Origin of the sequence: Streptomyces sp. LUP30 (genome assembly GCF_001746365.1) — a bacterium.
Classification (GTDB): Bacteria; Actinomycetota; Actinomycetes; order Streptomycetales; family Streptomycetaceae; genus Streptomyces.
In genome coordinates this window covers 216,119-241,673 of record NZ_MJAJ01000004.1, presented here as the reverse complement: position 1 = coordinate 241,673, position 25,555 = coordinate 216,119, and the positions used below count along the sequence as shown (strand labels likewise).

General features: G+C 71.3%; 16 protein-coding genes. 8 read left to right on the top strand and 8 right to left on the bottom strand.

What is annotated here, in order from left to right:
• Positions 1–172: 172 nt before the first annotated feature.
• On the bottom strand, positions 173–1,012 hold the full coding sequence (locus BG482_RS06040) for an SDR family oxidoreductase (protein WP_069767802.1): 840 nt from the start codon (positions 1,010–1,012) through the stop codon (positions 173–175).
• A gap of 606 nt (positions 1,013–1,618) precedes the next feature.
• On the opposite strand from BG482_RS06040, the gene BG482_RS06035 reads away from it, so the two are divergent.
• Positions 1,619–3,052, top strand: a complete 1,434-nt coding sequence (locus BG482_RS06035; RefSeq protein ID WP_069767801.1) for a glycoside hydrolase family 43 protein — start codon at positions 1,619–1,621, stop codon at positions 3,050–3,052.
• Between the two features lie 216 nt (positions 3,053–3,268).
• Complete coding sequence (locus BG482_RS06030) at positions 3,269–3,820, top strand: hypothetical protein (RefSeq protein ID WP_069767800.1); 552 nt, start codon at positions 3,269–3,271, stop codon at positions 3,818–3,820.
• Between the two features lie 50 nt (positions 3,821–3,870).
• Here BG482_RS06030 and BG482_RS06025 read toward each other — a convergent pair whose 3' ends face one another.
• The 4 genes from BG482_RS06025 to BG482_RS06010 form a co-directional block, all read right to left on the bottom strand.
• Positions 3,871–5,568 (bottom strand): carboxylesterase/lipase family protein, encoded by a 1,698-nt coding sequence (locus BG482_RS06025; protein WP_256096277.1) that lies wholly within the window; start codon positions 5,566–5,568, stop codon positions 3,871–3,873.
• 142 nt (positions 5,569–5,710) lie between these two features.
• Positions 5,711–8,170 (bottom strand): glycoside hydrolase family 3 C-terminal domain-containing protein, encoded by a 2,460-nt coding sequence (locus BG482_RS06020; protein WP_069767799.1) that lies wholly within the window; start codon positions 8,168–8,170, stop codon positions 5,711–5,713.
• A gap of 96 nt (positions 8,171–8,266) precedes the next feature.
• Positions 8,267–9,514, bottom strand: coding sequence for a prolyl oligopeptidase family serine peptidase (locus BG482_RS06015; RefSeq protein WP_256096276.1), 1,248 nt, complete (start codon positions 9,512–9,514; stop codon positions 8,267–8,269).
• 352 nt (positions 9,515–9,866) lie between these two features.
• Complete coding sequence (locus BG482_RS06010; RefSeq protein WP_069767797.1) at positions 9,867–11,309, bottom strand: CitMHS family transporter; 1,443 nt, start codon at positions 11,307–11,309, stop codon at positions 9,867–9,869.
• Positions 11,310–11,493: 184 nt separating this feature from the next.
• Between BG482_RS06010 and BG482_RS06005 the strand changes: the two genes are divergently transcribed.
• The 3 genes from BG482_RS06005 to BG482_RS05995 all read left to right on the top strand — a co-directional run bounded on the left by BG482_RS06005 (position 11,494) and on the right by BG482_RS05995 (position 14,810).
• The gene (locus BG482_RS06005; RefSeq protein WP_069767796.1) at positions 11,494–12,420 is read left to right on the top strand and encodes a LysR family transcriptional regulator; all 927 of its coding nucleotides are present in this window, start codon (positions 11,494–11,496) and stop codon (positions 12,418–12,420) included.
• Positions 12,421–12,616: 196 nt separating this feature from the next.
• Positions 12,617–13,834, top strand: coding sequence for a CaiB/BaiF CoA-transferase family protein (locus tag BG482_RS06000; protein WP_069767795.1), 1,218 nt, complete (start codon positions 12,617–12,619; stop codon positions 13,832–13,834).
• Positions 13,824–14,810, top strand: coding sequence for a CoA ester lyase (locus BG482_RS05995; protein WP_069767794.1), 987 nt, complete (start codon positions 13,824–13,826; stop codon positions 14,808–14,810). The genes BG482_RS06000 and BG482_RS05995 overlap by 11 nt, the downstream gene beginning before the upstream one ends.
• Positions 14,811–14,866: 56 nt before the next feature.
• Here the strand turns inward: BG482_RS05995 and BG482_RS05990 are convergent, their stop codons facing one another.
• Positions 14,867–15,091 carry a hypothetical protein gene (locus BG482_RS05990; protein WP_069767793.1) on the bottom strand — a complete coding sequence of 75 codons (225 nt, stop codon included), beginning with the start codon at positions 15,089–15,091 and terminating at the stop codon, positions 14,867–14,869.
• Between the two features lie 646 nt (positions 15,092–15,737).
• On the opposite strand from BG482_RS05990, the gene BG482_RS05985 reads away from it, so the two are divergent.
• On the top strand, positions 15,738–17,234 hold the full coding sequence (locus BG482_RS05985; protein WP_069767792.1) for an RICIN domain-containing protein: 1,497 nt from the start codon (positions 15,738–15,740) through the stop codon (positions 17,232–17,234).
• 236 nt (positions 17,235–17,470) lie between these two features.
• Here the strand turns inward: BG482_RS05985 and BG482_RS05980 are convergent, their stop codons facing one another.
• Entirely contained in the window at positions 17,471–18,934 is a 1,464-nt protein-coding gene (locus BG482_RS05980; RefSeq protein WP_069767791.1) for a benzaldehyde dehydrogenase, read from the bottom strand.
• Positions 18,935–19,071: 137 nt separating this feature from the next.
• Between BG482_RS05980 and BG482_RS05975 the strand changes: the two genes are divergently transcribed.
• Together BG482_RS05975 and BG482_RS05970 are read left to right on the top strand one after the other, a co-directional pair.
• Positions 19,072–21,540 (top strand): SpoIIE family protein phosphatase, encoded by a 2,469-nt coding sequence (locus tag BG482_RS05975; RefSeq protein WP_079141620.1) that lies wholly within the window; start codon positions 19,072–19,074, stop codon positions 21,538–21,540.
• Between the two features lie 426 nt (positions 21,541–21,966).
• The gene (locus BG482_RS05970; RefSeq protein ID WP_069767790.1) at positions 21,967–24,798 is read left to right on the top strand and encodes a BTAD domain-containing putative transcriptional regulator; all 2,832 of its coding nucleotides are present in this window, start codon (positions 21,967–21,969) and stop codon (positions 24,796–24,798) included.
• Positions 24,799–24,902: 104 nt separating this feature from the next.
• Here the strand turns inward: BG482_RS05970 and BG482_RS05965 are convergent, their stop codons facing one another.
• Positions 24,903–25,397, bottom strand: coding sequence for a peptidoglycan-binding protein (locus BG482_RS05965; RefSeq protein ID WP_141746547.1), 495 nt, complete (start codon positions 25,395–25,397; stop codon positions 24,903–24,905).
• Positions 25,398–25,555: the final 158 nt, after the last annotated feature.

The following is a 25,555-nucleotide window of genomic DNA, read 5'->3' as shown; positions in this document are numbered from 1 at the left end:
ACGGGGTCGTCCCTGCGGCGTCGGAGGGGAAGGGAGCGGGCGCGGCGGGGCGTCGGGCGCGGCCGGTCGTCGTGAGCGGTGCCGTGCGCACGGCGCGAGCGGCGACCGGCCCCGGGAACCCTGCGCCGGGAATCGCCGTCCGGCGGGGCGTGACGCGATGCCGCACCGGGGATCAGCCCCCGGTGGCGAAGCCGGGGAAGAGGGTCATCCCGCCGTCGACGTACAGGGTGGTGCCGACGACGTAGTCGAGGAGGTCCGAGGCCAGGGCGACGACGGCGTTGGCGATGTCGTCCGGGTCCCCCACGCGGCGGTACGGGATCAGGCGCAGAAGGTCGGCCTCGGCCTCGGGGGTGGACCAGGCGTCGCGGTTGATCGGCGTGCGGATCGCTCCGGGGGCGACCGCGTTGACCCTGATCCGCTTCGGGGCCAGTTCCTGGGCGAGGGTCTGCATCAGCATGCCCACACCGCCCTTGGAGGAGGCGTAGTTCACGTGCCCCGCCCACGGGATGATCTGGTGGACCGAGCTCATACAGATGATCTTCCCGGCCGAGCGGGAGACCTCTTCGACCACTCCGCGCCGGAGGAACTCCTTGGCGGCCTCCCGCGCACACAGGAACTGGCCGGTGAGGTTGACGTCGATGACCTTCTGCCACTGGGCGAGCGTCATCTCCGTGACGGCCGAGTCCCGTTGCAGGCCCGCGTTGGCCACCATGACGTCGATCGTGCCGAACTCCTCGACCATCCGCGCGACCATGGCGCTCACCTGGTCCTCGTCGGACACGTCGGCCTGGTGGGCGTAGGCGCGGACCCCGAACGCCTCGATCTCCTTCACCACGTCCTCGGCCTCGCTCGCGCCGGCGACGTAGTTGACCACGACGTCCGCCCCGGCCCGGCCCAGGGCGACCGCGGTCGCCAGGCCGATGCCCGAGTTGGCGCCGGTCACCAGCGCCTTCTGCCCCTTGAGAAGCTGTGCGGACAGCGGCCCACTGCTCTTGTCGACGTTTCCTGCCACCACGATCTCTCCTTCTGCCTTGCGGACGGCCGCCCTCGGGATCCGGACGACGCGCAGGAGAACGGCTGGACGCCGGCCGGCCCGTCAGGACAAGCCACAGGAGCCGTCGCGTACCCGGCTCCCCGACGAAAGCACCCCGCACCGCGAGGGGAACGGACCGGCGCGCAAAGCGGCCGCACTTCGGCCGTGCACGCCACACGGCCGGGCTAGGAGGTCCTGGCGATCCGAGCCGGCGAACGAGCGTCGGACCGGCGCACGGCTGAGGGAACGTGGAGGCCGGCGGTGCGGGCGTCAACGCCTCGCGCGAATGCTTGTCGAAGGTATTGACGCCTCCAGGCGCACACATTTACCGTCTGCCCGACCTTACGAACAGCGTTCTGCATTTCGAACAATCCACCTCGGCTGACGGTCAACGGACCGCAGACCGTCCTGCCGCACCACCCCGGACCGGCCGACCGCACCGACCCCCTCCGCGTCACGACCGCCCCGCCCGGGCGACCACCGCCACCCCGCCCTCACCCCCCTCGCGCGGCGGCCGCGCCCGTCCCGCCACCCCTCCGGCCCCCTCACCCGACGGTGGCACTCACAGAACGACAGGAGACGTAGATGTCCGCGCTGCGCGCACGGCTGTCGGCGATATTGCTCGCCGCGTGCCTCCTCCTCACGGGCCAGGCCCTGGCCCCGCCGCAACCGGCGGCCGCCGCCGACCCCGGGTACCTGATGGTGCACTTCACCGGGGAAGGGTCGACCAACCAGCAGATGTACCTCTCGCACAGCACGGACGGCGTGCACTGGAACGACCTCAACGGCGGCGGGATGGTCCTGCGCTCCACGGTCGGCACGAAGGGCGTGCGCGATCCGGCGTTCGTGAGGTCCCCCGACGGCAGCAAGTACTGGATCATCGCCACCGACCTGTGCATCTCCTGCGGGCAGAGCTGGAGCCAGTCCATCAACGACGGCAGCCGCAACCTCGTGGTGTGGGAGTCGACGGACCTGGTCACCTGGTCGCAGCCGCGGCTGCTGAACGTCGCCGGCGCCATCCCCGACGGGCGCAACGCGTGGGCGCCGGAGGCGATCTGGGACCCGGCCGGCAACGACTACATCCTGTACTGGGCGACGAACGTGCCCCTCAACGGCGCGACGAAGCACCGCATCTTCTACGCCCACACCAGCGACTTCCGCACCATCTCCACCCCGCAGATCTACATCGACCGCCCCGGCGCCCAGGAGATCATCGACACGCAGATCATCGCGGTGCCGCCGGGCGTCGGCGCCTACCGCTACGTGCGGGCCTCCGGCGACGGCCAGATCACCCTCGAGGGCAGCAACTCGATCCTCGGGACGTGGACGAACCTCGGCGACCTCTCCGGCATCGGCCTCACCGGGTCCCAGGTCGAGGGCCCGATGTGGATGAAGTTCAACGGAACGAACAAGTGGGGCCTCTACCTCGACCAGTACGCCTCGGGTGGCGGCTACATGCCGGTTCTGACGACCGACCCGTCCGATCCCGCCTCCTACCAGAAGCTCGCGTCGAGCAGCTACGACATGGGCGGGACGAAGAAACGCCACGGCTGGATCCTGAACCTGACGGCCGCCGAGGAGAGCCGCGTCCTCGCCCGCTGGCCCAGCACCCCGGCCCAGCGGCTGCAGTCGTACAACTTCCAGGACCGGTACGTACGCCAGACCGGCTTCGACGTGCGCATCGACCCCGCCGTGAGCCCCGCCGAGGACGCCCAGTTCCGCCTCAGGCCCGGCCTGGCAGGCACCGGCACCGTCTCCTTCGAGTCGGTGGAGTTCCCCGGACACTTCCTGCGGCACTCCGACTTCGACTTCCAGCTCGCCCACAACGACGGCAGCACCCAGTTCGCCGCCGACGCCACCTTCCGCAAGGTCGCCGGCCTCGCCGACTCCACCTGGTCCTCCTTCCAGTCGTACAACTACCCCGACCGCTACATCCGCCACTACGCCTACGAACTGCGGCTCGACCCGATCACCAACGCGACCGGCCGCAGCGACGCCACCTTCCGTGTGACGAGCTGATCACCGAACCCGGCCGACCGGGGTGCCGGCGCCTCCAGGAGGGGGCGCCGGCACCCCTTGGCGTCCGCCGACGGGCACGACGGACACGACGGGCGCATAAGTGAACCAAAGGGGAGTATCGGACGTATTGAACTATGGACCCGCTCCAGGGTGGGCCCCTGGACCAGACCTGCCGCACGTGTCGCGGCAGGAGGTCCCAGCGGAAAGAAGAACCTCATGCACCGCGCCGCCACCATCGCAGCGGCTGCGACCGCCGTCGCGGCCTTCGCCGCCGGATGCGGAAGCTCCGGCACCTCCGGCTCATCGTCTCCGTCCGCCGGATCGTCGTCTCCGTCCAGCAGCTCGGCGCCCGCCACCGGCGGATCCGGCACGCTGCAGGCGCACAGCTCCGCGCTCGGCCGGATCCTCGTCGACGGATCGGGCCGGACCCTGTATCTGTTCCAGGCCGACAGCGGCACGACCTCGCACTGCTACGGCGGCTGCGCCCAGGCATGGCCGCCCGACACCACCACCGGACGGCCCAGCGCCCAGGGAGTGAACGACGCCCTGGTCGGCACCACCCCCCGGAACGACCACACCACCCAGGTCACCTACAACGGCCATCCCCTCTACCGCTTCGCCCAGGACGCCAAGCCGGGCGACACCACGGGCCAGGGCAGCACGGCCTTCGGCGGCGCCTGGTACGTGCTCGACCCGAGCGGCGCCCCGATCACCGGCACCGCGCCCGGCCCCTCCCCCAGCGGGTCGGGAGGCGGCAACGGCTACTGACCCCCCACGTGTCCGCCGAGGACGCCGCCGCACCTTCGCAGGAAACCATGTCAGGGCGGTCCCCCGCGGTCCCTGACGTTGCCTCGGCGGAGTGGGGGACCGGCGCGGTGGCCGATGCTCCGTTTCCGGTCCCCCGGCCTGTTCAGGAGGGCTGTGTGCCCGGCATCGTGTCCCAGAACGCGCACTGGTGTTCCGTCGCGTACTGGTCGTCGCCGATCAGGGCACTCCTGCCCCCCCGCCCGCAGCGACAGCATCAGGCCCTCGCCGCTGTGATAGGCGGGCCAGACCGTCTGCCGGGCGGCGGACGGCCGGCCGGTCTTCGCGAACGCGCCCCAGTCGCGCGTCATCTCGTGGGCGAGCCGGCGCTCGTCGGCGTTGAACAGCGGAGCGATGGGTGTGCCGTTGTTGAAGCTGGGCCAGATGTAGGCGAGTTCGGCGGCGTGGCCGGCCCCCCAGACGTAGCCGGGGATCTGCGTCAGGCCAGGGCCGGTCCGGTGGTCGAACTCGTACGCATAGGTGGGGGTGTACCGCTCGAGGGTCCGGGCGAGCGAGCGGAGCCCGCACCCGCCGATCCCCGAGATCATCCCCGAGTCGGTCATGATCGCGCCGATGAGGTACGCCGCGGTGTACCGGTCGGACGTGTCGGGCCAGGGGTAACGGGCGAGGACCTCGTCGGCGCGGACGCCGCCGATTCCCCGGACGAAGGCGAGATAGGCCTCCTTGCCCGCGCCTATGTACCCGGCGGCGAAGGTGCGTCCCTCGTCACGGTTGGCGCCGACGACCACGGGCACACGAGCGAATCGCCCGCCGTCCAGCGCCTCGCGTGCCGCGGTCGGAAACGTCTCGGTCCCGTCCACGAAGCCGGACGAGAAGGTCCGGCTCGCGTCGAGGAGCGTGCCCACCGAAGCCGACCGCAGACAGTCGAGGACGGCCGCCTGGTCCGTGCCGTCGCAGCCCGCCTGCCGGGCGAACGCCGTCCCGGCGGCCTCCGACCGGGCCTGCGGTCCGCTGACACAGGAACCGCTCTGGATCATGGCGCGGGCGAACAGCCCGCGCGAGCCGGGCGACACCAGATGACCGCAGACGGACCAGCCGCCCGCGGACTCGCCGTCGATGGTGACCTCACCGGGGTTCCCGCCGAAGGCGGAGATGTTGCGCTGCACCCAGCGCAGCGCGGCCTGCTGGTCCATGAACCCGTAGTTGCCGGACTCGCCGCCCTCCGCGGTGAGGGCGGGCAGGCCGAGGAAGCCGAAGACGCCGAGCCGGTAGTTGACCGAGACGCCGATGACACCCGTCTCCTTGACGAGCTTCGACTCGTCGTTCTGCGAGCCGCTGCCGTTGGTCAGGCCTCCGCCGTGGACGAAGACGTGCACCGGAAGACGGGCGCCGGCCCGGACGCCCGACGGCCGCCACACGTTGACGTCGAGGCAGTCCTCGGTCTCGCTGCGTGGTCCGTTGCCGCTGGGCAGTACGGGGCAGGGACGGCCGAAGTCGGCCGCCTCCCGCACGCCGGTCCACCGTGCCGCGGGCCGCGGCGGCTTCCAGCGCAGGGAGCCGGTGGGCGTCGCCGCGTACGGGATGCCGAGGAACCTCTCTACGCCGTTCGAGGTGGCGCCGCGCACGGCGCCCTCGTCGGTGGACACCACGGTCGGCGCACTCGCGGACGCCGTCGCGGGCAGCAGCCCGACGACGGCGAGGGACATGGCCAACGCGCCGCCCAGGGCAGTACGGATTCTGCTGGCAGTCATGGAGGGGGGCCTCTCTCGCCGGGCGCCGGCCGCGGCGGTGCCGCCGGCGCCCTCGGTGGTTGGGGGGAAGGGAGCCGGGCCTGCCTGGGCGGGCCCGGCATCGGACGCGGCTCGTCACCCGGCCGATGGTGCGAGCCGGGAGTCAGCGGGTGACGTCGACGCCGCCGTGCAGCGGGAGCGTCCGCGCCGAGGAGCCGACCCACACCTCACGGTGCCCGGTGCCGAGCACCCAGGCGTGGGCGGACGTGCTCCAGTACTTCAACTGCCGTGCGTCGACCCGGATGCGTACGGTCCTCGACTCACCGGCGCGCAGGTGCACCTTCCGGTAGCCGCCCAGCGAGCGCACCGCCTGCGGCGCGTTGGTCCTCGGGCTCGCACCGACGTAGACCTGGGCGACCTCGTCTCCGTCGCGGGTGCCGGTGTTCTTCAGGGTGAACGAGACGCTCACCCCGCCGTGACCCTGCCGTACCGCGAGGTCGCGGTAGGCGAAGGACGTGTACGACAGGCCGTAGCCGAAGGGGAACAGCGGGGCGGCCTTCTCCTTGTCGTACCAGCGGTAGCCCACGTAGACGCCCTCGGAGTAGTTCTCCTGGTCGTTCACTCCCGGGTACCTGAGCGGGTCGCCGGCGACCGGTGTGGCGGACTCGCTCGCGGGGAACGTCTGGGTGGTCCTGCCCGACGGGTTCACATCGCCGTAGAGCAGCCGGGCGGTGGCCTCGGCCCCGTTCTCCCCGGGGTAGTAGGTGTCGAGCACCGCCTTGACCTTGGACAGCCACGGCATGGTGATCGACGATCCCGTGTTCAGGACGACGATCGTGTTCGGGTTGGCGTCGGCGACGGCGGAGATGAGCCCGTTCTGGTCGGCAGGCAGGGAGAGGCTCTTCCGGTCGAAGCCCTCGGTGCCGTCGTCGTAGGCGAAGACGACGGGGGTCTTCACCTGGCGGGCCAGGGCCACGGCCTGCTCCCGGGCGGTCCGCGCGGCCTGCGGGGTGACCCAGTTCAACCGGATCTTGGTCGGTGCGCCCTGGATCGCGAGGGCGCCGGCCGCGACGCTGTGCGTTCCCGCCGCGAGGTGCACCGTGGCGCTGCTGGAGCCCAGGAAACCGGTGATGACGCTCCTGCCGTCGATCTTCAGCATGCCGTACGCGGCGGGAAGGTCGTAGACGAAGGAGTAGTCGCCGGCAGCCGGCACGGTGAGAGTGCCGCTGTAGTCGAAGGAGGCGTCCGGTGTGACGGGGATCGTGCCGTCCGGGCCGACCGGCAGGGCGGGGCTGAGGACCGTCGCGGGGATGGGGGCGCCCGTGTTGTCACCGCCGGCCGCATAGCGCACCGTGGCCTTCCGGCCGGCCCGCTGCGTGATGGTGGCCAGCGGCGAGGACGCGGAGTCCGGTACGACGTAGGAACTGCCGCCGCCGGTGACCTTCGGCGTCTTCGCGGTCGGGCCGATGAGTCCGATGCTGGTGTCCGCGCCGGTCAGCGGAAGTGCCTTGCCGGTGTTCTTCAGCAGGACCGAGCCGGCCTCGGCCACCTTCTGCGCGATCCTGGCGCCGCCCTTCGGGTCGCGTGCGGGCCGTCGGCCCGCGGCACCGGCGAGGAGACCGAATTTCCTCATCTGGCCCAGGATGCGCGCGACCGCGTCGTTCAGCTCCGAGACCGGGATGGTGCCGTTCTTTATCGCGGTCTTCAGTTCGTCGCCCAGAAAGACGCCGCTCGGCATCTCCTGGTCGAGGCCGTTCACGATGTCGGTCGTCGCGTGGGCCGCGCCCCAGTCCGACATGACCCAGCCCTTGAAGCCCCACTGCTCTTTGAGGATCGAGTCGAGCAGTTCCTCGCTGCCGCAGCCGTGCCTGCCGTTCACCGAGTTGTACGAGCACATCACCGCACCGGCACCGGCCTTGACGGCGGCCTCGAAGGCGGGCAGCTCGATCTGACGCAGGGTCTGCTCGTCGACTCCGACGTTCACGCCCATGCGGTTGTCTTCCTGGTTGTTCTCCGCGTAGTGCTTGACGGTGGCGATCAGGCCCTGGCTCTGGACGCCCCCGATCTCGCCGGACACCATGCGGGAGCTGAGCAGCGGGTCCTCGCTGAAGGTCTCGAAGTTCCGCCCCGCGTACGGCACCCGGATGATGTTCGTCATCGGTGAGAGCAGCACGTCCTGGCCGAGCGCGCGGCCGTCGCGTCCGATGACCTGGCCGTACGTACGGGCCAGCCGGTCGTCGAAGGACGATGCGAGCGCGACCGGCGCCGGCATCGCGGTGGCGTGCGCGTTGACCCGGACGCCCGCCGGACCGTCGGTGAGCCGCAGTTCGGGGATGCCGAGGCGGGGAACCCCGGGGATGTATCCGGCCTGGCCGAGCGCACGGGGATCGGTGCTTCCATGGACGAAGGACAGCTTCTCGTCCAGCGACATCCGCGCGATGAGGGCGGCGACGCGGTGCGACGCGGCGACGGTGACCCGGGCGTCGGCCGCGTCCGCGCCCGAGGCGCCGGGGGCCGGGGCCGTGCCCGCGGCAAGGAGCATCGCGCTCGCTCCCGCGATCAGAGCCGTGCGGCGTAACCGGCCTTTCCTGCGACGTCGTACTGATGTGCGGTCGAGCTCCATGCGGGCTCCTCACCGGGAAAAGTGTTCGACGGTCCGTGCCGGATCGGGTGGTGTCCGCCACGGTGGTGGACACGGGTGGCCCCCGTGGGCGGCCTGCTACCGGGACTGTGCGAAGAGCCAGTCGACGACCACGTCGTTCTCGTACGTCTGGGCCCATGCGAAGTGCGGGCTCACCGGTGTCGTTCCGGGGGTGTAGCTCGTGAACAGGACGTGGCTGCGCGTGGCCCGGGCCTGCCGCAGGAGTTCCCGCGACCGGGCCTCGAACTGCGCCTTCGGCAGATCGTTGGCCCACTCCCCGCGGGTGACCGGTGCACCGGCGGTCTCCAGGGCGTTCATCAGGGTCCAGGTGCCGGGTTTGCCGAACCGGCCCTCCCGGTAGGGGACGACCGGGTCGTCCACGGAGTGGTCGGCCCAGATGGGGATGTGCGTGATCCTGTCCATGGTGGCGGCGTCGCCCCAGCCGGCCGTGGGCAGGGCGGCCGCGAACATGTCGGGTCGCTTCGCCAGGAGGCTGTAGATGCCGCGCCCGCCTGAGGACAGGCCCACGACATAGAGCCGGTCCGTGTCCACGGCACGGGAGTGCTCACGCACGAAGGCGTCGATGAGTTCGATCAGCGCGGCCCGGACTTTTGCGTCGGTCCAGTCCGTGCCGTCGGGTCCGTCCATGGGACGGGGCAGGGGAATCTGCGGAGAGAGAACGAACGCGGGGTTGCGACGTTGTCGTTCCGGTTTGGCGAACGTGACCGCGATCCGGTTGGAGGTGAGCTGAGTCGTGTTGTTGTCCGCGACTTCGCCACCGCCGTGCAGGGTGACGACGAGCGGGTACCTCGTGCGGGTCTGCGGGTTCCGTATGAATCCCGCCGGCTGGTACAGCCGGAAGGCCAGCTCGAATCCTGTGGAGTCGGTGAAGGAGCCGGCGGTGAAGTCATCGACCACGGGAGTGATGACGTCGTCGTTCCGGTTCGCGAACGGACCGGCCTTGAGCACCAGTTCGCCTTGCGGGGTGCGCACGTCCGCGATCTGTCTGACGGAGTAGGCGCGGTCGAGCGGAAGGGGATCGGCGCCGGCGGCCCGTGCGTCGAGGTCGTTCGGGTCGAGTTCGATGATCAGGCGGTCCCCCGGCCGTCCTGGCCGGGATCGGTCGTCCACTTCAGCGCTGGCGTTGGAGTAGATCCGGGTCACCGTGCGAGCCGCTGTCCGTCCGCCCACGGTGGCCTGCACCCGGAAGGCGGTGGGCGGGACCGTCCCGCCGCGTAGGTCGATGCGCTGCGAGTACTGGAGGGCGACGGCCGTCACCAGCCAGTTGTTCCTCGGCGTCACCTGCGTGAGGAGGTCCGTCCGCACGACCGGATCGGGTCCGGATGCCGTATGCCGTACTTCGGAATGTCGTCCTTCGGGGTGTCGTGCTCCGGAGGTGACTGTCGTGGTGTCGGCGGCCGTGGCGGTCGCCGTGCTCACGGCCGGCGCCGTGACCGCACCCGCGGTGGCGGTGAGCACCGTGCGTCTGGTGATCCCTCTCATGAGCCCTCGTCTCGGTCGGTGGGGGCACCCGGACCGGGTGCCGCGGTGCGTGGACCGGTCGTCCGCCTGCGAACTCCCCAGCGGGTGGCGCGTCAGGGGGCTCTGGCGCGGTAGGTGCGGTGGCAGCCGGGAGTGGTGCGGCCGGCGGGGGCTCCGCTCGGCCCCGGGGCGCCGGTCACAGCGAGAAGGCGCCGGTCAGCAGGGCGGCGGCGGTCATGACGAGGGTGGTGGCGAAGGCCCAGCGGAAGACGAAACGCTGGTGCTCTCCGAGCGACACACCGCTCATGCCGACCAGGATGAACGTGGACGCGGTGAGCGGACTGAGCGGGAACCCCGTGGTCATCTGGCCGAGAATGGCCGCCCGTGCGACCTCGGCCGGATCCGTGCCGAACCCGCTCGCGGTCTCGGCCAGTACGGGCAGCACCCCGAAGTAGTAGGCGTCCGGGGTGAAGAGCAGGCTGAGGGGCATGCCGGTGACGGCCACGGCGACGGGCAGATGCGAGCCGAACGAGTCGGGGACGACGGAGACGAGCGTCTCGGCCATCTCGTCGAGCATCTTGGTGCCGCTGAGGATCCCGGTGAGGACGCCGGCCGCGAAGATCATCGTGGTGACCAGGACCACGCTCTTGGCGTGCTTGTCGAGCAGCGCCTGCTGCTGTTCCCAGGTGGGGTGGTTGACCAGCACCGCGATGGCGAAGCCGAGGACGAACAGCACCGGAAGCGGCAGCACTTCCCGGATCAGGCAGACCACGAGGACGATGGTGAGCAGGAGGTTGAAGATGTTCAGCCAGGTCCGCGGCGGCGGGACCCGGACGGTACCGGGCCCGTCCCCGGGGGATCGCAGGACCGGGCGGTCGTGACCCTCGGCCGCCGGCGGAGCGGCCCGTTCACTCGACTCGGCAGTCGTGGCAGTCGTGGCAGTCGTCGAAGCGGCGGGTTCGCGGTCGTCCACGTTGTCCTCGACGCCCTTGAGCACGGCCGTGGCCGGACCTCGCGGGGACAGCGCGCCGAGACGGTCGCGCTCCCTGCGGCCGAGAAGGTACGAGGCCAGCAGCACCCAGGCGATGCCGAAGCCCATCGCCGGCAGTACGGGGTTGAAGACCTCGGAACTGTCCAGTTTCAGCGCCGCCATGGCGCGTACGGTCGGGCCGCCCCAGGGGATCATGTTCATCACGCCCGCGCCCAGGCAGACCACTCCGGACAGCACCAGGGGGTTCATTCCGAGTCTCTTGTAGACCGGCAGCAGCGCGGAGACGGTGATGAGGAAGGTGGAGGCGCCGTCGCCGTCCAGGGCCACGCACAGCGTGAGGACGGCCGTTGCGACGGTGATCCGCAACGGGTCGCCCTGCGCCGCGCGCAACAGGGCGCGGATCAGGGGGTCGAAGAGCCCGGCGTCCACCATCAGGCTGAAGTACAGGACCGCGAAGGCGATCATGATGCCGGTGGGCGCCACCTTGGACAGCCCCCCGAGAATCAGCTCGCCGAGATCGCCCGCGAACCCACCGATGAGCGCCGCCAGCACCGGAAGCAGGATCAGGGCGACGAGCACCGAGGCGCGTCGGCTCATGGTGAGCAGCAGGATGAGGGCGATCGTGGCGAAGCCCAGGGCTGCCAGCATGCGGCGCTCGCTTTCTCGGGGACGGGCCCTCGGCGTTGGCGAGCGGGGCTGGGCGGGGGAAGGCCGGCCGAGGTGTTACGCGAGAGTTTCGAAGCACCAACTGCTCAGTGTCCAGCATCAAACCGAGATCTGTTCATGCGTTAAGAGCATCAGTTCAAGCGTGGGCGCTCTATGCTCGTCGGCCATGGAGGCCCCCACCCTGCGTCAACTGGCGGCGTACACGGCCGTCGCCCGGGCCGCGAGCTTCACCGCGGCCGCCGTGGAGATGCACGTGTCGCAGTCCTCGCTCAGCCGCGCGGTCGCGGATCTGGAGCGGCAACTCGGCGTCCAGCTCCTGGCACGGGACACCCGTAACGTGCAGTTGACCGCGGCGGGCGTGGAGGCCCTGCGGGTCGCCGAGCAGATCGTCACCGCCCACCGGGCGGGCATGAAGGAGCTCAGGCGATATCTGCTCGGCGAGTCGGGAACGGTCGCCGTGGCGACCCTGCCCTCGGTCGCCGCGGTGCTCCTGCCGCAGGTGATCTCCGACTTCCGCGAGCGTCGGCCGCAGGTGGCGGTCCGCCTCCTCGACGGCCTGGAGCGGTCGGTACTGGACCGGGTCCTGTCCGGTGACGCCGACTTCGCGATCACCACCGTCGGTGACCCGTCGGAGCGTCTGGACCATCGCCCCCTGGTCAGGGACCGATTCGTCGCGGTGCTGCCGAGAGGCCACCCGCTCGCCGACCGCCCCGAGATCGCCTGGGAGGATCTGGCCCGTCAGCCGTTCCTGGCCGTCGGGCGCGACTCCAGCGTGCGCCGGCTCACCGATGCGGCGTTCGCCCAGATCGACGCGCACACGGTACCGGCGGCCGAGGCGGGCAGTGTCGCGACGGTGGGGGGACTGGTGGCCGCCGGCCTCGGGGTGTCGGCGATGCCCGCCCTCGTGCTCCCGCTGATGGGCGCCGGGTCCGTCGTCTGCCGTCCTCTGGTGGACCCGGTGGTGGACCGGCGCCTGGACATCGCGGTGCGCGTTCGGCGGTCCCTCCCCGCCGTGACGGAGCGGTTCCTCCAGACGCTCGAGGAGTTCCGTCTCCAGGGCCGCGCTCTTCCGCCCGGGGCGTCATGGGCATGAAGCCGCTCACGCACCGACCGCTCCCCGATTCATGCGTTCTTCGCATTGATTGATGGCCTTCTGTTGCTCGACAGGCATTTCTCCGCTCCTGCACTCTGAAGACTCGAACCGCGACGACCGTGCTGCACCGGCGCGGACGGTGCGGTCGGCGCGGTCGGGGAACCAAGGCGAACTGCAGGGGCGAGGGAGCGCATCGGTGTCGGACGACGAGCGGAACACCACCGGACGCGGGCAGTTGCAGGGGCTGAAAGTGGTTGAGTTCGCCCATGTGGTGGCCGGGCCGCTGGCGGGCTCGATGCTCGCCGACCAAGGGGCCGACGTCGTGCACGTGGAACCCCCCGGCGCCGGAGACGCGGCCCGCGCCATGGGACCGCAACGTGACGGCGTCCCCCTGTGGTTCAAGGTCGCCGGCCGCAACAAGCGCTCGGTCACCCTCGATCTGCGCCAGGAGGCCGGCCGGGGTGTCGCCCGCCGGCTCGTCGCCTGGGCGGACGTCGTCATCGTCACCCTGCGCGCCGGACGCCTGCGCAGCTGGGGACTCGACTGGGACTCCGTGCACCGGATCAACCCCCGGGCCGTCCTGCTGCAGATCTCCGGTTTCGGCGCCACCTCGTCGCAGGCGGACGCCCCGGGCTTCGGCAAGATGGGTGAGGCACGCAGCGGGGTCGTCCACCTGACCGGTTTCCCCGACGGCCCGCCCGTGCACACCGGCTTCTCGCACGGCGACGCCGTGACCGGCCTGATGGGCGCCTACGCCGTCCTCGCGGCCCTCCACCGCCGCGACCACGATCCCGGGTTCGACGGCGAGTGGATCGACCTCGCTCTCTTCGAGGCCCTGTTCCGTCTCGTCGAGTGGCAGGTCATCGTCCACGACCAGTTGGGGGAAGTGCCCGAACGTTCCGGCAACCAGCTGGCGGTCGCCCCCGCGGCCGTGATCAACACCTACCGCTCCCGCGACGGAGAGTGGATCACGGTGACCTCCGCGACGCTGCGTTCGGTCCGCAACATCGTCCGCCTGCTGGGTCTGCCCGAGCAGGAGTTCGCCACGGCGCGGCAACAGCACGACCGGCGGGCACAGCTGGACGAGGGCCTGCACGACTGGGTGGCGCAGCGCGGCGCCGGCGAGTGCCTCGAGGAGTTCGCCCGCGCCGAAGTCGTGGCCTCACGGGTGTTCGACGCCGCGGACATCGCCGCCGACCCCGTGTACGCCGAACGCGAGGACATCGTCACGGTCGACGACCCCGACCTCGGTCCGGTACGTATGCAGGCGGTGATCCCGCACTTCCGGCAGCGGCCCGGCCGGGTCTGGCGAACGGGTCCCGCCCTCGGTCAGGACAACCGCCTCGTCTACGGGCAGTGGCTCGGACTCACCGCGGACGAACTGGCCGACCTGGAGAAGAGCGATGTCATCTGAAGCGCCTCGCAGGAGGCCTGCCGAGGCGGACCCGGGACCGGTCGGCCGGCCCCCGCTGCGCTCCCTGCTCTTCGTCCCCGGCACCAGAACCGACTGGCTGCCCAAGGCCCGGGCGGCGGGCGCCGACGCGGCCGTCCTCGACCTGGAGGACGCGGTGCCCGCCGCGGACAAGCTCGCCGCCCGCGCTCAGGTGGCCGACGCCATCGCGCGGGCCGCAGCCGAACCGGCCGATCGGGTGGAAGGGATGGCGCTGTTCGTCCGGGTCAACCCGCTGGACGGCTGGGCGGGGGCCGAGGAACTACGCGCGGTCGTAAAGCCGGGCCTCGCCGGCATCGTGCTGCCCAAGGTCCGCTCCGCAAAGGACGTGTGGCTTGCCGACCGGCTGCTGGGCTGGTGCGAACGGGAACAGGGGCTGCCGCCCGGACGGGTCGCCCTGGTGCCCCTGCTGGAGACGGCCCGTGGCCTGCGCGAGGCCTACGACATCGCGCGAACCGCCGCACGCATCGCCTACGTGGGCGCACTGACCGCCCCCGGCGGCGACGTGGAACGGGCCGTCGGCTACCGCTGGAGCCCGGAGGGGACCGAGACGGCGGCGCTGCGCTCTCGTGTTCTCCTGGACGTCCGGGCAGCCGGAGTGCCGTGCCCGGTCACTGGAGTGTGGACGCGCGTCACCGACCTGCCGGGGCTACGCGCCTTCGCCCAGCAGAACCGCTCCCTCGGCTACGAGGGGATGATGGCGATCCACCCTTCCCATGTCCCGGTGATCAACGAGGTGTTCTCTCCCCGCCCGGACGAACTCGCCCGCTGCGCGGAGGTGATAGCGGCGGTCGAGGCGGCGCAGGAGGACGGCAGGGGCGCTGTGACTTTTCAGGGCGAGATGGTCGACGAGGCCATGGCCGCTACGGCACGGCTTGTTCTCGGACGAACCAGGGCGCGGATGCGGGTGACCGATGAGCTCCCGCCTTCCGGCCTGTGATCACGAAACGCCGCCGTCACCGGCGGGGGGGATGATCCGGCGGGCCCGGACCGGCGTCAGTCCGGCTTCAGCATCACCGCCTGGCCGCCCGAGGGAGCCAGGGCCACGCTGAGCACGGTCGCCGCGGCGGCGGCGGTGCCCGTCGCGCCTATCCCGACCGCGGCGGCGCCGACGGCGACCGCCGTGCCCTTGAGCAGCCCCGGCGGGACACTGCCGGGGGGCGCCGGGACGGGTCCGTCCCTGCGTCCGTCGGGCGTGAGGGAACCTGCATGGCAGTGCACCTCTCCATCGAGTAGATCCGCGCCGGGCAGGGAGATCGGATGTTTCGGATCACCGTCCGCCCGCACACCCAAACACAACTGAACAGTAATGAACGGGTGCCAACACCTCGGCAGTTGTACGTCAGGGCGATGGAAAGGTCAACAGTGCGCGCAACACCCGTCCCGCCGCCCGCCCGAGCATTTCCTGGCGCGCCCGACTTCGCCCGGCGAAGCGCGGCCCCGCTCTCCAACAGCCCGATTCCGAGGCGGCATTACCTACCATCCAGGGCCGAAACCGGACAGCAGCCCGGCCGGTGGACCTTGGACCGCGCCCTCCGAACGACCCCGTGGTCACCCCGTGTGAAGCCACGGGTGGTCATGCCGCGACTCCCGGGCTCCCCCTCGCGTGCAAACAAAACCAATCACTTTCTCTTGACACGACAGTGCACCTGCGGCTGTCATGACCGACGGATATCCCATCTCCCCTTCCGCACCGCCGCGTTTGCCACCGTTCGCGGCCCCACTCCCTGTCGAGCGTGCCGCCATGCACCCTCACCGTGCGGCACGGCCCGCCAAGGCGTCCGGCCTCGCTGCGGCCGGACACCGTGATCCGGTTCCTCGCGGTGCGTCATGACGTCATGTCAGAACCTCTAAGGAGAGGCAGAACATGTCGAATCGGGCACCCCACCACAGCCCCCCACGCGCCCGGTGGCGCACCGTCGTCACCGCGTTCCTCACGCTGCTCGGAGGCCTCGCGGCACTGCTGCTGCCCGCCGCGTCCGCCCACGCCGCCACCGTCTCGTTCACCCTGGGCGCCACCAGAACCGACCAGAACGGCAACACGCTCCAGCTGCACGGGCTGGGCATCGTCAAGGTCGGCTCCACCTGGTACGGCTTCGGCGAGGACAAGACCGGCGAGACGTCGACGGACACGTCCTTCCAGGACGTCCCCTGCTACACCTCGACCGACCTCGCCGACTGGACCTACCAGGGCCGGGCCCTGAGCAGACAGAGCAGCGGCGACCTGGGACCGAGCCGGATCGTGGAGCGGCCGAAGGTCATCCACAACGCGTCGACCGGCATGTACGTGATGTACACGCACATCGACAGCATGAACTACTCCGACGCGAGGGTCGGCGTGGCCACCAGCAGCACCCCCTGCGGCCCGTACACCTACCGGGGCAGCTTCCGGCCGATGGGCAACCTCAGCCGTGACCTCGGCCTGTTCCAGGACACCGACGGCACCGGCTACCTGCTGAGCGAGGACCGCAACAACGGCCTGCGCGTCTACCGGCTCTCCGCCGACTACCTCTCCGTCGACAGCCTGGTGACGACACTGGGCAGCAGCGGCAGCGGCAGCGTCGAGTCGCCCGCCATGCTGAAGATCAACGGCATGTACTACGTCTTCGGATCCCACCTGACGGGCTGGAGCCTGAACGACAACATCTACGCCACCGCCACGTCACTGAACGGGCCATGGTCGGCGTTCCGGAACTTCGCCGCGCCCGGCACCCACACCTACGGCAGCCAGACGGCGAACGTCATCACCGTCCAGGGCGCCTCCGGCACCACCTACCTCTACGCCGGCGACCGCTGGGACACCTCGAACCTGGGCGAGTCGAAGCTGATCTGGCTGCCGTTGACCATCAGAGGCACGACGGTGAACCTCGGCCAGTACCCCACCTGGTCCCTCGACGTGTCGGCGGGCACCTGGACGCCCGACTCCGGCGTCCCCACCGACGCGGTGCACACGCTCACCAACGCGGGCAGCTCCATGCTGATGGACGTCTCGAGCGGTTCCACCGCGACCGGGGCCAAGGTCATCCAGTGGCAGTCCAACGGCGGTGACAACCAGAGGTGGAGCCTGAACCGAGTGGCGGACAACGTCTACACGCTCAAGAGCGTGAAGAGCGGCCTGTGCCTGGAGGTCCCGGGCAAGTCCACCGCGGAGAACGTCCAACTGCAGCAGTGGACCTGCAACGGCGGAGCCAACCAGCAGTTCGCCGCCGATCTGGTCGGCAGTCTGACCGGCGCCAAGTTCATGCTCGTCAACGTCAACAGCGGACTGGACATCGGCGTGGACTCCTCCTCCACCACCGCGGGCGCCGCCGTCGTCCAGCTGACCGGCACCGGCGCCGCCGGCCAGCAGTGGACGATGTCATGACCCTCCGGACGCGGGCTCGCCGCGGCCGTCGCAGTCCGGCCCCGCACGCGCGCCCCACGTGACAGGCGGACGGCCCCTGCCGGAGTCGGGAGGCGGACGGGGGCGCTGACGTTGCGGCCGGTCGCCCCCGGCGTGAATGCCTCGCACACACCACGCGAGGCATTCACGCCGACCGGGCAGAGGCGACTCCACCTGCGGGGACGCCTGAAAGGGCGGCGGAGAAGCGGAGGTGCGGATCACACGGAACCCTGGACCGTCATCCAGCGCCACTGGGTGAACTGCTCCAGGTTGGCGGTGCCGCCGATGCGGGAGCCGTTGCCCGAGGCTCCCATCCCACCGAAGGGGGCGTTCGCGGCGTCCTTGGCGGAGACGTCGTTGAGGTGCACCATGCCGGTGCACAGCTGCTCGGCGATGACCGCGGCCCTCGCCGTCGAACCGGAGTGCACAGCCGCCGTCAGGCCGTACGGCGTGTCGTTGGCGATCTCCACGGCCTCATGGTCGGTACGGAACGCGACGACGGGAGCGACCGGCCCGAAGATCTCCTCGGTGAAGGCGGGCATGGTCCGCTCGACGCGGTCCAGAACGGTGGGCGGGTAGAACAGCCCGTCGCGGCGTCCGCCCGCCAGCACCCGCGCACCGGCGGCCACGCTCTCGTCCACGATGCGTGCGACCCTCGCGACCTGACGCTCGCTGATCACCGGGCCGAGGGCCACGCCCTCCTCGCGCGGGTCGCCGACCCGCAGCTCGTCGGCCTGCCTGACCAGCGCCTGCGTGTAGGGCTCCACGACGTCGGCGTGCACCAGATGACGTCCGGCGGCGACGCAGGCCTGCCCTTGATAGCCGAAGGAGCTCATCGCCCCGGCCGCCGCGGCGGAGCCGATGTCGGCGTCGTCGAGCACGACGATCGAGTTCTTGCCGCCCAGTTCCAGCGCCACCCGCTTGAGCCCGTCGCCCGCGGCGCGGGCGACCGCCCGTCCCGCCTCGGTGGAGCCGGTGAAAACGACCATGTCGACGTGGGCATCGGCCACGACCGCCTCACCGGTGCCGGGGCCTCCGGGCAGGACGTGGAGCAGCCCCTCGGGCAGTCCGGCCTCCTCGAACAGCCGTGCCACGACGACACCGCCGGACACCGGTGTGTGGGGGTCGGGCTTGAGCAGAACGGCGTTGCCGAGGACGAGTGCGGGCGCCAGGGCCCGCATGGCGAACAGCAGGGGGGCGTTCCAGGGGTTGATGACGCCGACCACGCCCAGGGGTACCCGCCATGCGTAGCTGGCCCGGGCGGGCGCCGACGGGCTCAGGATCTCGCCGCGGGGCAGCGACGCGAGGCCGGCGGCCTGCGCGAGCTGGCTGAGTCCGGCCGCGATCTCGTAGTCGCCCTTCGCCGGGACGCCTCCGGACTCCCTGACGATCCATTCGCGAATCGCTCCGCGGTGGTCGCGCAGTGCCCCGGCGGCGCGGAGCAGGACCTCGGCGCGCTCCTGGGGCGCCGTCCCGGCCCAGACCGGCTGGGCTCGGGCGGCCTGGGTCCCGGCCCGGGCCACATCCGCGGGCGCGGCCACCCCCACCTCGGCCAGCCGCTCCCCCGTGGCGGGTTCGTCGACCGGCTGCACACCGCCCTCGGACCGCCGCCAACCGCCGCTGTAGATCTTGCCGGTCCATTCGGCCGCGTCCGGCCACGTCTCGTCGTCGGTGACGGTCATGGCACGACCCTCCAGCCCCCGATGGATTGGTCTATCTTTTACATTTATGCCGTTATCGATGATATATGTCCGGTCATCTCTCTAGGTTGCTCGTGGCCGGGCCGGGACGCACGGTGGAAAGACCGAAGCGAGGGCGGATGAACGCGATGACGGGTTCTGGCACCGCCGGCGACGACCGGGCGGCGTGGCGGCCTGACGACCCCATCGACGAGTCGGCCACGGCCGGAGCCCGCGTGGACTCGAACGGCATCATGACCTGGTGGAGCGAGGGGGCACGGCGGCTGCTCGGATACCCGTCCGCGGAGGTCGTCGGCCGGCCCGCGGCGTCATTGCTCGTAGGGGAGCCGCCCGCCGAGACGCTTCGTTCCCTGCGAACGCTGCGGCGGTGGGCCGGGACGGCGACTCTCCTGCACCGCGACGGCCACCGTCTCGCAGTGAACCTGCTGGCCCACCGCCGGGAGCCCGACGGCGAGGAGACAGGGGGCGGCGAGTGGCTCCTGGTCTCCCCCCTGGCCGGGTCGGCGTCGCCGCTCCCGGACGACGCGCTGGTGATGTGGGCGTTCACCCGGTCCCCGCTCACGACGGCGCTCTACGACACCGGCCTGCGGCTGCGGCGGGCGAACGCGGACATGGAGCGGGTGATCGGTCTGCCCGAAGCCGCGATGCAGGGGCTGCGCGTATCGGAGATCGTGGTCGACCCGGAGAGCGACCGCACGGAAGAGTGCATGCGGCGGGCGCTGGAGACCGGCGAACAGCAGCATCTGCAGCAGTCCCTGCACCTGGCGGGCCATGAGAGCCAGAGCGTCTGGACGACCTTGCTCACCCCCGTGCGGGACGCCGAGGGAACGATACGGGGAGTGCTCCTTTCCGCGTACGACGTGACCGAGGAGCACCTGGCCCGAGGACGGCTGGCCCTGCTGAACGAGGCCAGCATCCGCATCGGCAGCACCCTGGACCTCGCCCGGACCGCGCAGGAACTCGCCGATGTGGCCATCCCCCAACTCGCGGACTTCGTCACCGTCGACCTGCTTCCCGCCATCGAGGGCGGCGACGACCCGCTCGCGGGCTCGCCGCCCAGCCCCGTCATGCTGCGCCGTGTCGCCTACCAGTCCGTCCTGGAGGGCTGCCCCGAGGTCGTGGTGGAACGCGGAACGGTGGCCGCCTACCCGGACGACTCGACTGCGGCCAGGTGCCTGACCACCGGCCGGCCGCTGATCGAGAACGTGACCGCTTCCGCGATGGACCGGGTGGCGAGCCAGACCCCGGACCGGGCCGAGCGGATGCGGCACTACGGCTTCCACTCCGTGCTGGCCGTGCCGATGCGCGCCCGCGGCATCACCCTCGGCGTGGCCACGTTCTCCCGCCACCGGCACCCGGAACCCTTCGAGCAGGACGACCTGCTCCTGGGCGAGGAGATCACCGCCAGGGCCGCCGTCTGCATCGACAACGCCCGCCGCTACAGCCGCGAGCGCCGCACCTCCCTCACCCTTCAGAGCAGTCTCCTGCCGCAGCGGCTGCCCCCGCAGGCCGCCGTCGACGTCGCCTCCCGCTACCTCCCCGCCAGCGCGCAAGCCGGCGTCGGCGGCGACTGGTTCGACGTGATCCCGCTGTCCGGCGCCCGGGTCGCGCTCGTCGTCGGCGACGTCGTCGGCCACGGCATCCAGGCCTCGGCCGCGATGGGACGACTGCGTACCGCCGTGCGCACCCTTGCCGACGTCGACCTTCCGCCCGACGAGTTGCTGACCCACCTGGACGACATGGTCATCCACCTGTCCGCCGAGGCCGAAAACACGGCCGGCGTCGTCGGCGACATCGGCGCGACCTGTCTGTACGCCGTCTACGACCCGGTCTCCCGGCGCTGCGCCATGGCTCGCGCGGGCCACCCCGTACCCGCGCTGGCGACGCCGGACGGCGCCGTCGTGTTCCCCGACATCCCCGCGGGCCCGCCGCTCGGGCTGGGCGGCCTGCCCTTCGAGGTCACCGAGATCGAGCTGCCCGAAGGAAGCATCCTCGCGCTGTACACCGACGGCCTCATCGAGGCCCGCGGCCGCGACATCGACGAAGGTCTCGACGCACTGCGCAAGGTGCTGGCCCGGCCGGCTCCGTCCTTGGAGAGCACCTGCGACACCGTGCTCCGGACGCTTCTCCCGGACCACCCCGCCGATGACGTGGCGCTGTTGATCGCCCGCACCCGCGCCCTGGACGCGGCCCATGTCGCCACCTGGGACGTGCCGCCCGATCCCTCAGCGGTCGCCCGGACCCGTAAGGACGCCACCCGGCAGCTGGCCGCCTGGGGCCTGGACGAAGCCGTTTTCGTGACCGAACTGGTGGTCAGCGAACTCGTCACCAACGCCATCCGTTACGGCGGCCCCCCCATACAGCTCCGGCTCATCCGCGACCGCAACCTCATCTGCGAAGTCTCCGACGGCAGCAACACCACCCCCCACCTCCGCCGCGCGCGCACCTTCGACGAAGGCGGCCGCGGGCTGCTCCTCGTCGCTCAGCTCACCCAGGGCTGGGGCACTCGCCAGACGTACACCGGCAAGACGATCTGGGCCGAACAGGCCCTCTCCCCGCACGCTTCACCGTCTACGAAGACGGACTGACCGATGCGGCAGCCCCGCCGCTTCGAGACCTTCGAGGATCTTGACGACCCTTGCCGATCAGCAGCCGTCCATGACGTTTCTGCTGGCGGGCCGGGGTGCGCCATCTCTCTGCCCGTCGGTCTCTGTCGGTCTGTTCCTGTCCTCGCGTCCCAACTGCCTCCCGACACCGCGCCGAAGGGCCAGAGACGCTGGGCTGTGGGGCGGTCCGTGTCCGCCGGTGCGGCCGACGTCGGCTCGAGGGGCGTGGACCCGCCCGGTGCTGGGGAAGACCTGGGGCTGACCTGAACCTTGTCGGGCTGTCTTACGCGCGCGTAGCGTGTGTCGTGCCCTGGTGCCTGGGGAGTGCCGCCAGGCGACGCCGGTGAAGGGGCTGACCGGCCAGGGGAAGGTGCGGAGCGTGTGCGCGTCTGATCGCCGGGGGTTGTCGTGGTGACGTTCAGACTTCTCGGGCCCGTCGAGTTATGGGGCCGAGGACCGATCGACGTAGGTCCTCCGCAGCGGCGGAGCGTGATGGCGGCGCTCGCGGTGGACGCCGGCCGGGCAGTGCCGCTCGAGACACTGATGAGGCGTGTGTGGGGTGAGGATCCGCCGGAGGGGGCGCGTCAGGCGCTGTACGCCCATGTGGCCCGCATCCGGCGGGTGTTGGCGGCCACCGGGGCCGTCCGCACGCAGGGCCTGCTTCGGCGGAACGGCGGTTACGTGCTGGACGTCGACTCCGAAGACGTGGACCTCCACCGGTTTCACCGCCTGGTCGCCGACGCCCGCAGAGCCGACCGGGGCCACGCCGAGCAGGTGACCATACTCCGCGAGGCCCTGGATCTGTGGCGCGGGGAGCCGCTCGCCGGACTGTCCGGGGAGTGGGTGTCGCGGATGCGCGACACCTGGCAACGGCAACGGCTGGACGCGGTCACGGCGTGGGCCCACGCGGAGACGGCGGTGGGCAACCACGCGGTGGTGATCGACCGGGTGCCCGAGCTGATCGACCAACACCCGCTCGTGGAGCCGCTGGTGGCCGTGCTGATGCGGGCGCTGTACGAGGCGGGGCGCGGTTCCGAGGCCCTGGAGTGCTTCGCCCGGACCCGGAAGCGCCTGGCCGACGAACTGGGCGCCGATCCGGGGACCGAGCTCCGGCGACTCCACCGGGAGATCCTGCGGGGAGCCCCCGAGCCGGCCGAGGTCACGGATCCGCTGCCTTCGGCCCGACCGCGGTCCGTGCCGGTTCTGGCGCGTCTGCCCCTGGACGTACCGGCTTTCACCGGCCGGGAGGAGGAGCTGGCCCAGCTCGACAAGATCCTCGCGGAGGGCATGGGCGGCCCCGCGGTGGCGGTGGTCTCGACCCTCTCCGGGACCGCGGGCGTCGGGAAGACGGCTGTGGCCGTCCACTGGGCCCACCGGGTGGCCGAGTGGTTCGAGGACGGCCAGCTCTACGTGAACCTCCATGGTTTCGAGCCTTCGCGGCCACCCGTGACCCCGGCGGAGGCGCTGCCCCGGCTGCTGGAGACGTTGGGCGTGCTCCCGCAGCACATGCCGGTCAGCCCGGAGGCGCAGACCGGGCTGTACCGGAGCATGCTGGCGGGACGGCGGATGCTGGTGATGCTCGACAACGCACGGGACGCCGAGCAGGTACGGGCGTTCCTGCCCGGCAGTCCGGGGTGCTTCACCCTGGTGACCAGCCGGAACCGGCTCTCCGGCCTGATCGCCCTCGAAGACGCCCGGAGTCTCGTCCTGGATGTGCTGCCCGCGGCGGAGTGCCGACGGCTGCTCGCTCGCCGGACAGGGGCCGAGCGCGTGATGTCCGAACCGCTGGCGGTGGACGAGATCGTGAGCCGCTGCGCGCGGCTGCCGCTGGCCCTGGTGATCGTGGCGGCCCGCGCGGCGATCGAGCCGGGGCTCAGCCTGGCACGGCTCGCAGCCGAACTCCGGGACGCCCAGGACTCCCCCGACGGGCTGGACAGCTTCGGCAACGAGGACACGAGGGCGGACATACGCGCCGTGTTCTCCTGGTCGTACGGCACCCTGCATCCCCAGGCCGCCCGGATGTTCCGGCTGCTCGGCGTTCACCCCGGCCCGGACATCAGCGTGCCCGCCGCCGCGAGCCTGGCCGGGCTCCCCGTCCGGCACGCGGGCCGGCTGCTGACCGCGCTGGCCGACAGTTGCCTGGTCACCGAGCACTCGCGCGGCAGATACGTGCTCCACGACCTGCTGCGGATGTACGCCGCGGAACTCGCCGGCGCCGCGGACGCAGCCGGTGAGACGCACGCGGCCGAAGACCGCTTGTTCGGCCACTACCTGCACTCCGCGCACTCCGCGGACCGCATGCTGGATCCCCACCGCGACCCGATCGCGCTGCCGCCCCCGGCCCCCGGCGTCTCCCCCGAGCACGCCGCGGACCACGGGGAGGCTCTCGCCTGGTTCACAGCCGAGCACCCTGTGCTCCTGGCGGTGGCGCACCGGTCGGGCGTCACCACGCAGGCGCCCGATGCCCCCACCTGGCAGCTGACGCGCGCGCTGACCACGTTTCTTCAGCGACGCGGCCACTGGTCCGACTGGGCCGCAGCGCAGGAGGCCGCCCTGGACGCCGCCCTGCGCTCGGCTTCCCGGGTTGGGGAAGCCGAGGCCCGCAGCGGCCTCGGCCGTGCCTGCACCCGCCTGATGCGACTGGACGACGCGCTCACCCACCTCACCCGCGCCCTGGATCTCCACCAAGGACTCGGCAACCGTACGGAGCTGGCGCACACCCACCTCGACCTGGCCCGCCTGCACGCCCGGCGGGACGCCTGCCCCGAAGCCCTGGCCTGTGCCCAGGAGGCCCTCGACCTGTACACCTCCTTGGGTCATCGGGCCGGACAGGCCCGGGCCCTGAACTCGGTCGGCTGGTATCACGCGCAGCTCGGCGACCACCGCCGGTGCCTCGCGTGCTGCGGGCAGGCGCTGGAGCTCTTCGCCGAACTCGGCGTCCGGGACGGGCAGGCGGACACCTGGGACAGCCTCGGCTACGCCCACCATCACCTCGGCGACCACCGCCGGGCAGCAACCTGTTACCGCAACGCCGTCGCGCTGTTCCACGGTCTCGGGGACCGCTACTACGAGGCCGACGTACTCGCCCACCTCTGCGAGAGCCTCCGGGCCGCCGGCGAGGCCGACGCAGCACGGCGGGCCGCCCGGCGCGCCGCGGACATCCTCGACGAACTCGGCGTCCCGGGCTCGGACGGCATCCGCGTGCGGCTACGCCGCCTCGGCCTGCCGACCGTCCCCTGAGCAGGTTCCGCTCGGCGTCCTGTGAACCGACAGCCGGCCGAGGGGCCCGCGCGAACGCAGGCGGCGTGTCCGCACGGCGGGCCGCCGCGCGGACACGTCAGGGACTATCGCGTGTAGCAGACGCCCGTGTGCCTGCCGTTCTGGCCGTTGGTGTAGTCGTATGCCTGGAAAAGGAACTTGGAGCTGGTCTTGGGGCCGAAGCGGCCGTCCACGTCCAGCACGTGGCTGCCCGCGTTCCGGTTGATCTGCGTCTGGGCGTTCTTCACCGCCTGCTCGGTGCCGGAGCCGAAGTCCCGGTCCTCCGCGATGCCCTGGCCGAAGCAGGCGTTCAGGCTCTCCTGCACGACGAGTACCGGGAGGCTGTTCATCCCCCGGGCCACGACGCAGTTGTAGTTTCCTGAACCCGCCGAGGGCACATGGAGGTACCAACCGCCACCGACACTCACGTTGGTGAAGCCGGTGCACGCGACCTCGGCGGCAACCGTCTTGGACGCAACCTGCGCCGAGGCCGTTCCTGCGCTGCCCCCCACCACCGCCGGGACGGCGAGCGCCGCCACTGCCGCCAACGAAGCCAGGCTTGCCCGTCGTGTCGTTCGCATGGATTCCCTCTCCCTCGTCCCACGCGCCTCACACAGATGCGCGATAAACGTGCGCCGTCGGGACCTTCCGCTCCGGTGGCCGGCGTGGCCGCCTCGGTGCACATGACGACAATGGACAGGAAGCCTTGCCGGAACCTTGCCGGAACCTTGTTGCCCGT

Bases quoted from the DNA above. Each gene is read 5' to 3' on its own strand.
- BG482_RS06035 (WP_069767801.1), top strand. From the start codon at position 1,619: ATGTCCGCGCTGCGCGCACGGCTGTCGGCGATATTGCTCGCCGCGTGC.
- BG482_RS06030 (WP_069767800.1), top strand. From the start codon at position 3,269: ATGCACCGCGCCGCCACCATCGCAGCGGCTGCGACCGCCGTCGCGGCC.
- BG482_RS06025 (WP_256096277.1), bottom strand. From the start codon at position 5,568: ATGACTGCCAGCAGAATCCGTACTGCCCTGGGCGGCGCGTTGGCCATG.
- BG482_RS06020 (WP_069767799.1), bottom strand. From the start codon at position 8,170: ATGGAGCTCGACCGCACATCAGTACGACGTCGCAGGAAAGGCCGGTTA.
- BG482_RS06010 (WP_069767797.1), bottom strand. From the start codon at position 11,309: ATGCTGGCAGCCCTGGGCTTCGCCACGATCGCCCTCATCCTGCTGCTC.
- BG482_RS06005 (WP_069767796.1), top strand. From the start codon at position 11,494: ATGGAGGCCCCCACCCTGCGTCAACTGGCGGCGTACACGGCCGTCGCC.
- BG482_RS05995 (WP_069767794.1), top strand. From the start codon at position 13,824: ATGTCATCTGAAGCGCCTCGCAGGAGGCCTGCCGAGGCGGACCCGGGA.
- BG482_RS05985 (WP_069767792.1), top strand. From the start codon at position 15,738: ATGTCGAATCGGGCACCCCACCACAGCCCCCCACGCGCCCGGTGGCGC.
- BG482_RS05980 (WP_069767791.1), bottom strand. From the start codon at position 18,934: ATGACCGTCACCGACGACGAGACGTGGCCGGACGCGGCCGAATGGACC.
- BG482_RS05975 (WP_079141620.1), top strand. From the start codon at position 19,072: ATGAACGCGATGACGGGTTCTGGCACCGCCGGCGACGACCGGGCGGCG.
- BG482_RS05965 (WP_141746547.1), bottom strand. From the start codon at position 25,397: ATGCGAACGACACGACGGGCAAGCCTGGCTTCGTTGGCGGCAGTGGCG.